Below are 15,653 nucleotides of genomic sequence, written 5' to 3' on the forward strand. Positions count from 1 at the left end.
GGCGCACCCCCCGCCCCGTCCGTCACTGCCCGGCCCGCTCCGCGGCGAGGCCCGCACGGCGCAGGACGACGGCCTGCCGGATGTAATCCAAACCGGTGACGACGGTCAGCACGACGGCGACCGCCATCACCCAGAAGCGCAAGGTCGCCAGCGGCCCGGTCAGCGCGAGCACGTACATGCCGACCGCCGTGCCCTGGGCCAGGGTCTTCAGCTTGCCGCCCCGGCTGGCCGGAATCACGCCGTAGCGGATCACCCAGAAGCGCATCAGCGTGATCCCGAGTTCACGCCCGAGGATCACCCCGGTGACCCACCAGGGCAGGTCTCCGAGCCAGGAGAGGCAGATCAGCGCGGACCCCATGATCGCCTTGTCGGCGATCGGGTCGGCAATCTTGCCGAAGTCGGTGACCAGGTTGTACGTACGGGCCAGGTGCCCGTCGAAGATGTCCGTGATCATGGCGACGGCGAACGCCGCCCACGCCCAGGCCCGCCAGGCGGGGTCGTAGCCGCCGTCGGCCAGCAGCAGCAAGACGAATCCCGGCACCAGCACGAGCCTGATCATCGTCAGGATGTTCGCGATGTTCCACAGGCTGGCCTGATTGACCGCCGCGGCCCCCAGCTTCGCGCCGGGCGCGGGCCGACGGCCGGTCCCGCCCGCCGCAGATGCCGGGACTCCGGTCATCCGGCCGCCTCCTCAAGATCCAGGCCCAGGGGCTCGGCCACCAGGTCCACACCGAGGGTGCCGACCACCTTGGCCGTGACGATACGCCCCGGGACCAGGCCCGCGCCGTCCGTGAAGACGACCTGCCCGTCGGTCTCGGGGGCCTGGTGCGCGGCCCGCCCGTAGGCACCCTCGCCCTCGTCGGCCTCGTCCAGCGGGACGACGGTCTCGACGAGCACCTCCAGGGTCTCCCCGATCCGCTCCTCCGCGCGCTGCGAGGTGAGCTCCTCGGCGAGCCGCTGCATGTGCGCGAGCCGCTCGGCGATGGTGTCCTCGTCCAGCTTGTGGTCGTAGGTGACGGCCTCGGTGCCGTCCTCGTCGGAGTAGCCGAAGACGCCGATCGCGTCGAGCCTCGCGTTCGTGAGGAAACGCTCCAGCTCCGCGAAGTCGGATTCCTTCTCGCCGGGGAAGCCGACGATGAAGTTGGACCGTACGCCCGCCAGGGGGGCCTTGCTGCGGATGGTGTCCAGCAGCTCCAGGAAGCGGTCGGTGTCACCGAAGCGGCGCATGGAGCGCAGCACGTCGGGCGCCGAGTGCTGGAAGGACAGGTCGAAGTACGGCACGACCTTGGGCGTGGAGGTGAGCACGTCGATCAGGCCGGGGCGCATCTCGGCGGGCTGGAGGTAGCTGACGCGCACGCGCTCGATGCCGTCCACCGCGGCCAGCTCGGGCAGCAGGGTCTCCAGCAGCCGGATGTCGCCGAGGTCCTTGCCGTACGAGGTGTTGTTCTCGGAGACCAGCATGACCTCCTTGACGCCCTGCTCGGCGAGCCAGCGCGTCTCGCCCAGCACGTCGCTGGGACGGCGGGAGATGAACGAGCCGCGGAAGGACGGGATGGCGCAGAAGGAGCAGCGCCGGTCGCAGCCGGAGGCCAGCTTCACGGAGGCGACGGGGCTCTTGTCCAGGCGGCGGCGCAGCGGAGCACGGGGCCCGGAGGCGGGCGCGAGCCCGTCCGGCAGGTCGGCGGGGGCCTCGGCCGGCTCCTCGGCGGGTGCCTGCGCGTGGCCGGGCAGGGCCACCGCGGTGTCCTGGCGCTCCGCGGGGCTGATCGGCAGCAGCTTGCGCCGGTCGCGCGGGGTGTGGGAGGCGTGGATGCCGCCGTTGAGGATGGTCTGCAGGCGGTCGGAGATGTCGGCGTAGTCGTCGAAGCCGAGCACGCCGTCCGCCTCGGGGAGCGCTTCGGCGAGTTCCTTGCCGTAGCGCTCGGCCATACAGCCGACGGCGACGACGGCCTGGGTCTTGCCGTGATCCTTGAGATCGTTGGCTTCCAGCAGGGCGTCTACGGAGTCCTTCTTGGCGGCTTCGACGAAGCCGCAGGTGTTGACGACGGCTACGTCCGCATCGGCGGCGTCCTCGACGAGCTCCCAGCCATCCGCCGCCAAGCGGCCTGCGAGCTCCTCCGAGTCCACCTCGTTACGGGCGCAGCCAAGAGTGACAAGGGCGACGGTACGGCGTTCGGGCATGGACTCAAGACTACTTCGTCCCGGCGCGGGCCCCCGCCGCCCGTCCCCCCGACAGCAGGATCCCCGGGGGCCTGCGGCAGTCGCCGCTCGGCACCCGGGGATCCGGATTCATGCCTTCCGCCCTAGGGCGGCCTGCTCAGCCCGCCTGGGGCTCGCCGGGCAGGGGATCTTCCTTGGTGTATGTGAGGCGTTCCACCTGACCCGGCTGGAAGTCGTCCTTGATCTCCTTGCCGTTCACGAACAGCTTCACGGCCCCGGCGTCGCCGAGCACGAGGTCGACGGACTCCTTGTCCGTGAAGGTCTTGGACTCACCCTGGGTGAGGGTGCCGTCGAAGAGCAGCCGCCCGTTGTGGTCCTTGGCCGAGATCCAGCTCTCGCCCGTGTCGGCCGTCAGGACGACCGTGACGAGGTCCTTGGGCGCGGCGGCGATGGCGCTGTCCGAAGGCTCCGGCTTGGGCGCCTGCGGGGCCTGGGGGGTCTGCGCGGGCGGCTGCCCGGCGGACTGCTTGGGTGCGGGCTTCGGGGAGGCGGAACCTTCCGCCACCGGACGCTTGGTCTGTTCGTCGCCGCCGCTGAAGGCGGTGAAGCCCACGAAGCCGATCACGGCGACGATGGCGGCGACCATGGCGGCGGTCCAGTTGGGCCGCTGCCTCTCGGGGCGGATCCGCTCGGCTTCGAACATGGGCGCGGCGGGGGTGGGTGCCGGCCGGCCGCCGTGGGCCGCGTCGTAGGCCTCGACCAGGGGTTCCGGATCGAGGTGCACGGCGCGGGCGAGCGTACGGATGTGACCGCGGGCGTAGACGTCGCCGCCGCAGCGTGTGAAGTCGTCCTCCTCGATCGCGTGCACGATCGGGATGCGCACGCGGGTGGTGGAACTGACCTCGTCGACAGTGAGCCCGGCGGCGATCCGGGCCTTCTTGAGGGCCGTCCCGATGGACGGGCCCTCGACGGAACGTTCGACGAGACGGTCCTCGGACCGGTCGTCGGTCGAAGGACGCTCATCTTCGGGGGAGTTGGCGTTGCCGATGGACACGAGGGCGCCTTTCGAGCGTGTAGCCACCTGCTGGATGTCCAGTCTAGGGGGGTGACGAAAGGGTGGAGCAACCGGAGGGTGCACTTCCTACGCCATCCGAATGGCGAGGGGTGCTCCCGGCCGGTGCGGCGGTCCTGCACGGGTACGGGGCCACCGTCTCCCTCAACTGGACGCGAGCCCAAGGGAAACGGTTGCTCCCCACATCTCGTGAACCCGGACCGCCCTACGGCTGGACCTCGCCCCGGATGACGGCGAGCACCCCGTCCAGCTCGTCGGCCTTCAGCAGCACGTCACGCGCCTTCGATCCCTCGCTCGGGCCGACGATCCCGCGCGACTCCATCAGGTCCATGAGCCGGCCCGCCTTGGCGAAGCCCACGCGGAGCTTGCGCTGGAGCATCGAGGTGGAGCCGAACTGGGTGGTGACCACCAGCTCCGCCGCCTGGCAGAGCAGGTCCAGGTCGTCGCCGATGTCCTCGTCGATCTCCTTCTTCTGCTTCTGCCCGACGGTCACGTCGTCCCGGAAGACGGGCGCCATCTGGTCCTTGCAGTGCTGGACGATCCCGGCGATCTCGTCCTCGGTGACGAAGGCGCCCTGGAGCCGGACCGGCTTGTTCGCCCCCATCGGGAGGAACAGCCCGTCGCCCTTGCCGATCAGCTTCTCGGCGCCCGGCTGGTCCAGGATGACCCGGCTGTCGGCGAGCGAGGAGGTGGCGAACGCGAGCCGCGAGGGCACGTTCGCCTTGATCAGGCCGGTGACCACGTCCACCGACGGCCGCTGGGTGGCGAGCACCAGGTGGATGCCGGCCGCACGGGCCAGCTGCGTGATGCGGACGATCGAGTCCTCCACGTCGCGCGGGGCCACCATCATCAGGTCCGCGAGCTCGTCGACGATCACCAGCAGGTACGGGTACGGGCTGAGCTCCCGCTCGCTGCCCGGCGGCAGTTTGATCTTGCCGTCCCGGATCGCCTGGTTGAAGTCGTCGATGTGCCGGTAGCCGAAGGCCGCGAGGTCGTCGTAGCGCAGGTCCATCTCGCGCACGACCCACTGGAGGGCCTCGGCGGCCCGCTTCGGGTTGGTGATGATCGGCGTGATCAGGTGCGGGATGCCTTCGTACGCCGTCAGCTCGACCCGCTTGGGGTCGACCAGCACCATCCGGACGTCCTCCGGGGTGGCCCGGACCATGACCGAGGTGATCAGGCAGTTGATGCACGAGGACTTGCCGGAGCCGGTGGCCCCGGCCACCAGCACGTGCGGCATCTTGGCGAGGTTGGCCATGACGTAGCCGCCCTCGACGTCCTTGCCGAGCGCGACCAGCATCGGGTGGTCGTCCTCGGCCGCGTCCGCGAGGCGCAGGACGTCGCCCAGGTTGACCATCTCGCGGTCGGTGTTCGGGATCTCGATGCCGACCGCCGACTTGCCCGGGATGGGGCTGATGATCCGGACGTCCGGCGAGGCCACGGCGTAGGCGATGTTCTTCGCCAGCGCCGTGATCCGCTCGACCTTCACCGCGGGGCCGAGCTCCACCTCGTAGCGGGTGACCGTCGGGCCCCGGGTGAAGCCGGTGACCTTCGCGTCGACCTTGAACTCCATGAAGACGTTGGTCAGCGAGGCGACCACCGCGTCGTTGGCGGCGCTACGGGTCTTGCCCGGCCCGCCGCGCTCCAGCAGGTCGAGCGAGGGCAGGGCGTACGTGATGTCCCCGCGCAGCTGGAGCTGCTCGGCGCGCGGCGGCAGCGGCTGGGCCGGCGGCGGGGTCTTGGTCAGGTCCGGCACGGACAGGGTCCCGGAGGCCGCCGCGGTGGTGGCGTTCGGCTGCTCGGACCGGGCGGCTGCCGGCGGCCGGGGAGCCGCGGACGGTACGGGGCGCTCCTCGCGGGCCGGCGGCACCGGAGCCGTGTTCTCCGCGCCCTCGCCCGGGGCGGAGATGCCCTGGGTGAGGTCGGCGACCAGCGGGGAGGGCGGCAGCCCCCCGTACACCGCGCCGTCCAGCGCGGCTGCCGCCGCCGCGGCCACGTCCACGGCGTCCATCTCCCGGTCCACGGCCGGCCGGGCCGAGGCCCTGCGCGGCCGTCGGCGCCGGGCCAGGGCCGCCTCCTCGGCGGCGTCCGCCGGGTCCCCCGGGCCCGCCCCGGCCCCCGTACGGGCCCGCCACTGCTCGGGGTCGTGCCGCTCGGCGGCGCCGGGCGCGCCCTCGGCGGCCCCGTACTCCCCGTACTCCTCGTCGTACTCGTTCGGGGCGATGATCCCGAGCCGGATGCCGAGGCTGCGCAGCCGCTGCGGGATCGCGTTGACCGGGGTCGCGGTGACCACGAGCAGCCCGAAGACCGTCAGCAGCACCAGCATGGGCACCGCCAGCGGCGCACCCATGGTGAAGATCAGCGGCTTGGAGGCGCCCCACCCGATGAGCCCGCCCGCGTTCTGCATCGCGGTGGTGCCCTCGTCGCGGCCGGGCGCCCCGCAGGCGATGTGCACCAGGCCGAGGATCCCGACGACCAGGGCGGAGAGCCCGATGCCGATGCGGCCGTTGGCGTCGGTCTCCTCGGGGTGGCGGATGAACCGGGCCGCCATGACCCCGAGCAGCACCGGCACGAGCAGATCCAGTCGCCCGAAGGCACCCGTGACCAGCATGGTGACCAGATCCCCGACGGGACCGCTCAGGTTCGACCAGGTTCCGGCGGCCACTATCAGCGCGAGGGCCAGCAGCAGCAGCGCGACCCCGTCCTTGCGGTGGGCGGGGTCGAGGTTCTTGGCCCCGCGGCCGACGCCGCGCAGGATGGCGCCGACCGCGTGGGCGCAGCCCAGCCAGACGGCGCGCACCAGCCGCACCACACCCCCGGTCGGGGAGGGCGGGGGCTTGACCGCAGCCTTCTTGGCCGGGGGACGCTTGGCCGCCGCGGCCTTCTTCGCCGGGGGCTTGCGCGCGGGAGCCGCCTTCTTCGCCGGCGCCGTCGTACGGCCGGTGCGGCCCTTCGCGGTGCCCGCGGTGCTCGGGGAACCCTTGCCGGACGTACTTGAGGCCATGGGCCCGAGATTACCGGTGCGCGTGCCGGTGGACACGCGTGCCCACCCCTTCACCCGTTCGTGTCGTCCGCTCCGTAGGCGCTTTGACGCACCGCCAGACCTGACGCACTCCCAGGCGGCCACCGCCCCGGCCCGCTTCGCGGGCAGGACGGGGCCTCCTGCTCAGCCCTGCGCGGGCATCATGGTCGCACCGCCGCCGGCCCCGGGCTCGAGCGCGTCCAGCGCCCGCCGCAGCCCGGTGAGCTTGCGCTCCAGGTGGGCGGCCGTGGCCACCACCCCGGTGTCGGCCGATTCCTCGCCGAGCTGCTTGGTCAGCGCCTCGGCCTGCTCCTCGACCGCCGCGAGCCGCGCGGAGAGCTCGGCCAGCAGGCCTGCCGTCTCCTTGCTGCCGTCGGAGCCGTTCGGGCTGCCACCCTCCAACTGGAGCCGCAGCAGGGCCGCCTGCTCCCGCAGCTGGCAGTTCTTCGTGTAGAGCTCCACGAACACCGAGACCTTGGCCCGCAGCACCCACGGGTCGAAGGGCTTCGAGATGTAGTCCACCGCACCCGCCGCGTAGCCGCGGAACGTGTGGTGCGGACCGTGGTTGATCGCGGTGAGGAAGATGATCGGGATGTCCCGGGTCCGCTCACGCCGCTTGATGTGCGCGGCCGTCTCGAACCCGTCCATTCCCGGCATCTGCACATCCAGCAGGATGACCGCGAAATCGTCCGTCAGCAGCGCCTTGAGCGCTTCCTCCCCTGACGACGCCCGGACCAGTGTCTGATCGAGCGCGGAGAGGATGGCCTCCAGCGCCAGCAGATTCTCCGGCCGGTCGTCGACCAGGAGGATCTTGGCCTTCTGCACCATGCCTCCTCCTCGCCCCGGCATGGGGGCTCCCCGGCTCCTGGCTCCGGCCTGTACGCCGGGCCCCGCCCCAGAGGACGGCATCCTTGCGCCGTCCGTCCTTGTGCCGGTCATCGTAGCCCCAGTCCCGAGATCGCCACACCCTGTCACCAAGATGTCACTGTGCACGAAGCAGAAACGTGGTGGGAGAGCAGAAGGTTCCCCGTTTACCGCCCTCCCACACCGCTACGGCCACAGTGCGTCAGCAATTGGTATCAGTACGCTCCCACGGCGATCACTTCCCTCGCATCCACTGCTCCATCACCGACAGCAGATAGTCGGGGTCGACCGGCTTGGTGACGTAGTCCGAAGCACCGGAATCGATGGCCTTCTCCCGGTCCCCCTTCATCGCCTTCGCCGTCAGCGCGATGATCGGCAGGCCCGCGAACTGCGGCATCCGCCGGATCGCCGAAGTCGTTGCGTACCCGTCCATCTCGGGCATCATGATGTCCATCAGCACGACCGTCACATCGTCGTGCTGCTCCAGGACCTCGATGCCCTCCCGCCCGTTCTCCGCGTACAGCACCGCCAGCCCGTGCTGCTCCAGCACGCTGGTCAGCGCGAAGACGTTGCGCACGTCGTCGTCCACGATGAGCACCTTCTCGCCGTGGAAGTCGTACGTCCGCGGCGCCACCGGAAGCTCCTGCTCCGGATTGCTCCAGGCGTCCTCGGCCCCCTGGACGTTCGGCTGCCCCGGCACCGCAGTACGCGGCTCCAGGTCGCTCAGGGGCTTGCGCCGCCGCCGGAACAGCGCGGCACCGCCCTGCCCCTGCCCGGCCGCCTCCGAGGACGGCAGCGCCGCCCGGGCCGACGGACCCTGCGCGGGTCCCACCGGTACGGGCGCCGCCGGGGACGTCGGCAGCGCGGGCCGCGCCGGGGACTCGACGGACCTGTTGCGGTACAGCTCGCCGCGGGCCCCGCCCGGCGTCGGCGGGGCGTACCCCTGCGGCGGCAGCTCGCTCGGGTGCAGCGGCAGGTACAGCGTGAAGGTGGACCCCCGGCCCGGCTCGCTGGCCGCGTGGACCTCACCGCCCAGCAGCCGGGCGATCTCCCGGCTGATCGACAGGCCCAGGCCCGTACCGCCGTACTTGCGGCTCGTCGTACCGTCCGCCTGCTTGAACGCCTCGAAGATCACCAGCATCTTGCTCGCCGCGATCCCGATCCCGGTGTCGGTCACCGAGAAGGCGATCAGGTCCGCGTCCGGCTCCCGCAGCGAACCCGCCTCCAGCAACTGCTCCCGGATCGCCTGCGGCACGTCCGACCCGGCGGGCCGGATCACCAGCTCCACCGCCCCGGTGTCGGTGAACTTCACCGCGTTCGACAGCAGGTTGCGCAGCACCTGGAGCAGCCGCTGCTCGTCGGTGTGCAGAGTCGCCGGCAGCTCCGGGGAGACCCGTACCGAGAAGTCGAGCCCCTTCTCCGCCGTGAGCGGCCGGAAGGTGGCCTCCACGTAGTCCACGAGCTGGACCAGCGCGATCCGGGTCGGCGAGACGTCCATCTTCCCGGCCTCGACCTTCGACAGGTCGAGGATGTCGTTGATCAGCTGGAGCAGGTCGGAACCCGCCCCGTGGATGGTCTCGGCGAACTCCACCTGCTTCGGCGAGAGGTTCTCGTCCGCGTTGTCGGCGAGCAGCTTGGCCAGGATCAGCAGCGAGTTGAGCGGCGTCCGCAGCTCGTGCGACATGTTCGCCAGGAACTCGCTCTTGTAGCGCATCGACACCGCGAGCTGCTCGGCGCGCTCCTCCAGGACCTGCCGGGCCTCCTCGATCTCGGTGTTCTTCACCTCGATGTCCCGGTTCTGCTGGGCCAGCAGCTCGGCCTTCTCCTCCAGTTCGGCGTTGGCGGCCTGGAGGGCCTTCTGCCGGTTCTCCAGCTCGTCGGAGCGCTCTCGCAGCTGCTCGGTCATCTCCTGCGACTGCTTGAGCAGCATCTCCGTCTTGGAGTTGACGGAGATGGTGTTGACGCTCGTACCGATCATCTCGGCGATCTGGCTGAGGAAGTCCTTCTGGATCTGCGTGAAGGGCTGGAAGGAGGCCAGCTCGATCACACCGAGCACCTTCCCCTCGAAGAGCACCGGCAGCACGATCACGTGCGCCGGCGGCGCCTCCCCGAGCCCCGAGGAGATCTTCAGGTAACCGGGCGGGGTGTTCTCGACGAGGATCGTCCGCTTCTCCTCGGCGACCGTCCCGATCAGCCCCTCCCCCGGCCGGAAGGAGATGGGCATCTGCCCGCCCGCGTACGCGTAGCTCCCGCGCATCCGCAGCTCGTACGAGCCGTCCGCGCCGCCCTCCGTCCCGATCTCGGTCGTGCCCCCGGCCGGCAGCGCCAGGAAGAACGCGCCGTGCTGCGCCGAGACCACCGGGGTGAGCTCGCTCATGATCAGCGAAGCCACGTCGTCCAGCTCCCGGCGGCCCTGCATCAGGGCCGAGATCCGGGCGAGGTTGCCCTTGAGCCAGTCCTGCTCCTTGTTGGCCAAGGTGGTGTCGCGCAGGTTGACGATCATCGTGTTGATGTTGTCCTGGAGGACCTGGATCTCGCCCGCCGCGTCCACGTCGACCTTCAGGCTCAGGTCCCCGCGGGTCACCGCGGTCGCCACGGCCGCGATCGCCCGCACCTGCCGGGTCAGGTTCCCGGCCATCTCGTTCACGGACTCGGTCAGGTCCCGCCAGGTGCCGTCGACGTCCCGGACCCGGGCCTGACCGCCCAGGATGCCCTCGGTACCCACCTCGCGGGCCACGCGCGTGACCTCGTCGGCGAAGGAGGACAGCGTGTTCACCATCGTGTTGACGGTGTCGGCGAGCTGCGCGACCTCGCCGCGCGCCTCGACCGTGACCTTCTTCGTCAGGTCGCCGTTGGCGACCGCCGCGGAGACCTGCGCGATCCCGCGCACCTGGGCCGTCAGGTTCCCGGCCATGGTGTTGACGTTGTCGCTGAGGTCCTTCCAGATGCCCGTGACCCCGCGCACCCGGGCCTGACCGCCCAGGATTCCCTCGGTACCCACCTCACGGGCCACCCGGGTCACCTGCTCCGCGAACGAGGACAGCTGGTCGACCATCGTGTTGACGGTCGTCACCAGCTCGAGGATCTCGCCCTTGGCATCGACGGTGATCTTCTTCGAGAGGTCACCCATGGCGACGGCCGTGGTCACCTCGGCGATGTTGCGCACCTGCGAGGTCAGGTTGTTCGCCATGAAATTGACGGACTGGGTCAGGTCCTTCCAGGTGCCGGAGACGCCCTTCACCTCGGCCTGACCGCCGAGGATGCCCTCCGTACCCACCTCACGGGCCACTCGCGTCACCTGCTCCGCGAAGTTCGAGAGCTGGTCGACCATGGTGTTGAGGGTGTTCTTCAGCTCCAGGATCTCGCCCCGGGCATCCACGTCGATCTTCTGCGACAGGTCACCGCGCGCCACGGCCGTCGCGACCTGCGCGATGTTGCGCACCTGCGACGTCAGGTTCCCGGCCATGCCGTTCACCGAGTCCGTCAGATCGCGCCACACCCCGGCCACCCCGGGCACCTGCGCCTGACCGCCGAGCCGGCCCTCGGTACCCACGTCCCGGGCCACCCGCGTCACCTGCTCGGCGAAGGCCGAGAGCTGGTCCACCATCGTGTTGATGGTGTTCTTCAGCTCCAGGATCTCGCCCCGCGCGTCCACGTCGATCTTCTGCGACAGGTCACCGCGCGCCACCGCCGTCGTCACCTGGGCGATCTGACGCACCTGCGACGTCAGGTTCCCGGCCATGAAGTTGACGGAGTCGGTGAGCTCCTTCCAGGTCCCCGACACCCCCTCCACGCGGGCCTGGCCGCCGAGGCGGCCCTCCGTGCCCACGTCCCGGGCCATCCGCGTGACCTGGTCCGCGAAGGAAGACAGCTGGTCCACCATCGTGTTGACGGTGTTCTTCAGCTGGAGCATCTCGCCGGAGACGTCCACGGTGACCTTCTGCGAGAGGTCGCCGTTGGCCACCGCCGTCGTCACCTGGGCGATGTTGCGGACCTGTCCGGTGAGGTTGCGGAAGGCGGTGTTCACCGAGTCGGTGAGGTCCTTCCACGTACCGGCCGCCCCGGGCACCTGCGCCTGGCCGCCCAGTTCACCCTCGACGCCGACCTCACGGGCCACACGCGTCACTTCCGCACCGAAGGACTGGAGCTGGTCCACCATCGTGTTGACGGTGTTCTTCAGCTCCAGCATCTCGCCGGCCACGTCGACCGTGACCTTCTGCGACAGGTCGCCGTTGGCGACCGCCGTCGTCACCGTCGCGATGTCCCGCACCTGCGTGGTCAGGTTGCGGAAGACCGTGTTCACCGAGTCGGTGAGGTCCTTCCACGTACCCGCGGCCCCCGGCACCTGCGCCTGACCGCCGAGCGTTCCCTTGGCCCCGACCTCGCTGGCCACGCGGGTGACCTCGTCCGCGAAGGTCCGCAGCGTCTCGGTCATCTGATTGATCGTTTCGGCCAGCTGCGCCACCTCGCCGCGCGCGCTCACCCGGACCTTCTGCGACAGGTCGCCGTTGGCGACCGCCGTCGTCACCTGCGCGATCCCGCGGACCTGGGCCGTCAGGTTCCCGGCCATCGTGTTGACCGAGTCCGTCAGGTCCTTCCACACGCCCGCGACCCCGGGCACCTTCGCCTGGCCGCCCAGCTCGCCCTCCGTACCCACCTCGCGGGCGACGCGCGTCACCTCGGAGGAGAAGGACGACAGCTGGTCCACCATCGTGTTCACGGTGTTCTTCAGCTGGAGCATCTCACCGGCCACGTGCACGGTGACCTTGCGCGACAGGTCGCCCTTCGCCACCGCCGTGGTCACGAGAGCGATGTCACGCACCTGAGCGGTGAGCCGGTACGCCATCGTGTTGACGGAATCGGTCAGATCCTTCCAGGAACCCGACATCCCGCGCACCTGGGCCTGGCCGCCGAGCTTGCCCTCGGTACCCACCTCCAGCGCGACGCGCGTCACCTCGTCGGTGAACGCGGACAGCTGGTCGACCAGGTTGTTGACCGTACGCCCGACCTTCAGGAACTCCCCGCGCAGCGGATGCCCGGCCCCGTCGGCCGTCTGCGTCCGCAGGTCCATCCGCTGGTCCAGATCACCCTCGGCGACCGCCGACAGCACACGGCCGACCTCGGACACCGGCCGGGCAAGATCGTCCACCAGCTGGTTCGAGGCATCGATCGCGGCCGCCCAGGAGCCTTCACAGGCACCTGTTTCCAGCCGTTCGCTCAGCTTGCCCTCGCGGCCCACCATCCGCCGGACCCGGGACAGCTCCCCGGTCAGATGGAGGTTCCGGTCGGCGACCTCGTTGTAGACGGCGGCGATCTCCGCCATCACGCCCTCGCCGGACACCGTCAGCCGCTTGCGGAAGTTCCCGTCCCGCATCGACACCAGGGCCGTGAGCAGCCTGTTCAGAGCGGCGGTGTCGACCTCCGTCGTCCCGTTCCGCCGGGACCGCCCGCCCTTCGGCCGCGTTCCCGTGCGCCGCACCGCTGCGCCAGACTCCACCGTGTCCCTCCCGAAAGGGTCGACCACTGTTCCACCGGACACCTGCTCGTCACGAGCCGGCTCTCCAAGCCTGCCCAGTGTTTCACCCTGGCCGAACCCGGCCATAACACTTCGGCACCATCGCACACCCGCCGTACCCTGCGGGTGGAATCCCCGACGACGGCACCATGCCGACCGCGAAGGTAAGTAACCTGGCACCCGATGTCCAACCGCGTCGAAGGAGACTCGTGATCACGGCACGGGCGGCTGCCAGTTTCGACCCCCTCGGACGTTCGGTCGCCGCAGCCCGCGCGTTCGTCCGCGACACCCTGCAAGGCTGGGGCTTCGCGGACATCGTCGACGACGCGGTGGTCCTCACCAGCGAGCTCGTCACCAATGCCGTGGTCCATGCCGGAACCCGGGCCGAGGTGCTCTGCCTGCGCGCCGAGGACGGCGTACGGGTCGAGGTCGCCGACCGGTACCCGGAGCGCGAGCTCCCCCTCCAGCACCCCGGCGAGCGCCCCTACGCCGACCCCGACCGCGAGAACGGCCGCGGGCTCATGCTCTGCGCCGCCCTCGCCACCCGCTGGGGCGTCGAGTACACCGCCACCCACAAACACGTGTGGTTCCGCCTCGACCTCCCAGACCGGCCGGTCGGTACCCGCTCGGCGGGCCCGCTCGTCCCCGACCGCCTGCTGCCCCTCGCCGACAGCAGGGTCCGCGTCGCCGTCGTCCAGATCGACTCCTCCGACTCCGTCTCCGCCTGGAACGAGGACGCCGAGCACATCTTCGGCCACCCCGCCCAGAAGGCCGTCGGCCGTCCGCTGGCCGAGCTGGCCGCCTGGCCCCAGACCCCCGGCACCGGCACCGGCATCGCCGAGGCCCTGCGCCTGTCCCGCTGGGAGGGCAGCTACGGCATCCGCGGCGCCGACGGCCGCGTCATCCCCGTCTACGCCTCCCACCTGCGGGTCCGCGATGCCCACGGGGAGCCGTCCATCGTCTGCCTCCTCGTCCACGACGACGAGCGCGCCCTGCTCCAGAGCCCCGCACGGGTCCCCGCGGACAGCAGCCAGCTCACCGAGTCCCGCCCGGACCCCTTCGAGGTCTTCATCGGCTCCCCCGCCCCCGACGACCTCGACGGCCTCCTCCAGCGCACCGTCGAACGTGCCCGCGACCTCCTCGACGCCGACTCGGCCTTCCTCCTGCTGGCCACCGACGACGAGACCGAGCTGGAGGTCCGCGCCACCACCGGGCTGCCCTCCACCCGCCAGCGCTTCGCCCGCGTCCCCGTGGAGGCAGGAACCAACCGGTACGGCTCCGCCCGGATGCCCGCCGTCCACGACGACCTCGCCGCCGTCCCCGGAGCCGTCCCGCTCCTGGAGGCGACCGGCATGCGCTCGGCGGTCACCGTGCCCCTCAAGGTCGAGGGCCGCCTCACCGGCTCCCTCGGCGTCGCCGCCGAGGTCCCGGGCCGCTACTCCAACGAAGAGGCCCTGCGCCTCCAGTTCGCCGCCGACCGGATCGCCCTCGCGGTGGAATCCGCCCGGCTCGGCGAGCTGGAACGGCTGCGCCGCGGCTCCCTCTCCTTCCTCGTCGAGGCCTCCGACCTGCTGGCCGGCACCCTCGACCGGGACCAGACCCTGGCCCTCATGGCCCAGATGACCGTCCCGACCCTGGCCACCTGGTGCGCGGTCTACACGATCGCCGACCCGGCCTCGGACCCGTACCTCGCCTACGTCCTGCACGAGGACGAGGAGCGCATCGACGGCCTGAAGGCCCTCCTCTCCCGGGTCAGCCCGCCGGAGCCGGTCCGTGAGGCCGGCGCCCGCCCCTGGCCGGAAGCGGCCTTGGCGGTCGGCGGCGAGACCGTCGTGCTGCCCCTCCTCGCACGCAACCGCGTGATCGGCATGCTGACCCTGGGCAAGCCCAGCGAGGAGCACTTCCGCCAGGAGATCCTCGAACTCGCCGAGGACCTCTCCCGCCGGGCCGCCCTCGCCCTGGACAATGCCCGCCTCTACTCCGAGCGCACCGCCATCAGCCGGTCGCTGCAGCGCAGCCTGCTGCCGCCCGGCTCCCCCGCCATCCCCGGCATGGAGGTCGAGGTCATCTACCGCGCCGCCGGCGAGGGCAACGAGGTGGGCGGCGACTTCTACGACGTCTTCCCCATCCGCGAGGGTGTGTACGGCTTCGCCATCGGCGACGTCTGCGGCACGGGCCCGGAGGCCGCCGCGGTCACCGGCCTCGCCCGGCACGCCCTGCGCCTGCTGGCCCGCGAGGGCCTCGGCGGCCCTGCCGTCCTGGAGCGGCTGAACGCCGCCATCCTCGACGAGGGCGCCCGCAGCCGCTTCCTCACCCTGCTCTACGGGGAGCTGCACCCCCAGCCCGACGGCGGCGCCCTGATGAAGGTCGTCTGCGCCGGTCACCCGCTGCCCCTGCGGCTGCGCCCGAGCGGTGAGGTCGTCCCGGCCGCGGACCCGCAGCCGCTGCTCGGCGTGATGGAGGACCTCGACCTCTACGAGCAGACCCTCACCCTCGACCCGGGTGACGTGCTGCTCTGCGTCACCGACGGCGTCACCGAGCGCCGCGAGGGCGCCCGCATGCTGGGGGACGACGGCCTCGCCGAGGTCCTCACCACCTGCACGGGCCTCACTGCGGGCGCGGTCGCCTCCCGGGTCCTGAGGGCGGTGGAACGCTTCGCGGCCGAACCCGCTTCTGACGACATGGCGATCCTCGCCTTCCGCGTACCGCAGCCCCGCGAGGGCGACTGACGTCCCCCGGGCGGGCCGGCACCGGCCTGCCCGCCCGTCATCCCAGCCGTCCTTGGTACGAAAGCAGCAGAACGCAAAAAAGGCCCCCGCCAGATGGCGGGGGCCTTTTTTCTTGGAGCCCTTTAACGGAATCGAACCGTTGACCTTCTCCTTACCATGGAGACGCTCTACCGACTGAGCTAAAAGGGCGGGTTGTTCGGCGGCGTCCTACTCTCCCACAGGGTCCCCCCTGCAGTACCATCGGCGCTGAAAGGCTTAGCTTCCGGGTTCGGAATGTAACCGGGCGTTTCC

General features: G+C 70.9%; 7 protein-coding genes, 1 tRNA gene and 1 rRNA gene. 1 reads left to right on the plus strand and 8 read right to left on the minus strand.

Annotated features, from left to right (window positions below):
* Window positions 1-22 precede the first annotated feature (22 nt).
* The 6 genes from pgsA to IO30_RS0124275 all read right to left on the minus strand — a co-directional run bounded on the left by pgsA (window position 23) and on the right by IO30_RS0124275 (window position 12,615).
* Window positions 23-679, minus strand: coding sequence for a CDP-diacylglycerol--glycerol-3-phosphate 3-phosphatidyltransferase (gene pgsA, locus IO30_RS0124250; protein ID WP_031146131.1), 657 nt, complete (start codon window positions 677-679; stop codon window positions 23-25).
* Window positions 676-2,181 (minus strand): 30S ribosomal protein S12 methylthiotransferase RimO, encoded by a 1,506-nt coding sequence (gene rimO / locus IO30_RS0124255; protein WP_031146133.1) that lies wholly within the window; start codon window positions 2,179-2,181, stop codon window positions 676-678. Before rimO ends, pgsA begins: the two co-directional genes overlap by 4 nt.
* A 136-nt stretch (window positions 2,182-2,317) precedes the next feature.
* Window positions 2,318-3,214 carry a helix-turn-helix domain-containing protein gene (locus IO30_RS0124260; protein WP_031146134.1) on the minus strand — a complete coding sequence of 299 codons (897 nt, stop codon included), beginning with the start codon at window positions 3,212-3,214 and terminating at the stop codon, window positions 2,318-2,320.
* A gap of 223 nt (window positions 3,215-3,437) precedes the next feature.
* A complete protein-coding gene (locus tag IO30_RS0124265; RefSeq protein ID WP_051902547.1) occupies window positions 3,438-6,236 on the minus strand; it encodes an FtsK/SpoIIIE family DNA translocase in 2,799 nt (932 codons plus the stop codon).
* Window positions 6,237-6,398: 162 nt separating this feature from the next.
* Window positions 6,399-7,082, minus strand: coding sequence for a response regulator (locus IO30_RS0124270; protein WP_031146136.1), 684 nt, complete (start codon window positions 7,080-7,082; stop codon window positions 6,399-6,401).
* Between the two features lie 271 nt (window positions 7,083-7,353).
* Window positions 7,354-12,615, minus strand: a complete 5,262-nt coding sequence (locus IO30_RS0124275; RefSeq protein WP_078904803.1) for a HAMP domain-containing protein — start codon at window positions 12,613-12,615, stop codon at window positions 7,354-7,356.
* A gap of 167 nt (window positions 12,616-12,782) precedes the next feature.
* Between IO30_RS0124275 and IO30_RS0124280 the strand changes: the two genes are divergently transcribed.
* Window positions 12,783-15,362: a SpoIIE family protein phosphatase gene (locus IO30_RS0124280; protein ID WP_063768182.1), complete on the plus strand. Its 2,580-nt coding sequence runs from the start codon at window positions 12,783-12,785 to the stop codon at window positions 15,360-15,362.
* A 113-nt stretch (window positions 15,363-15,475) separates the two neighbouring features.
* Here the strand turns inward: IO30_RS0124280 and IO30_RS0124285 are convergent.
* Together IO30_RS0124285 and rrf are read right to left on the minus strand one after the other, a co-directional pair.
* Window positions 15,476-15,551, minus strand: a tRNA-Thr gene (locus IO30_RS0124285).
* 5 nt (window positions 15,552-15,556) lie between these two features.
* A 5S ribosomal RNA gene (gene rrf / locus IO30_RS42135) occupies window positions 15,557-15,653 on the minus strand; the annotation flags it as partial.

This window comes from Streptomyces xanthophaeus (assembly GCF_000725805.1).
GTDB classification, from domain to species: domain Bacteria; phylum Actinomycetota; class Actinomycetes; order Streptomycetales; family Streptomycetaceae; genus Streptomyces; species Streptomyces xanthophaeus.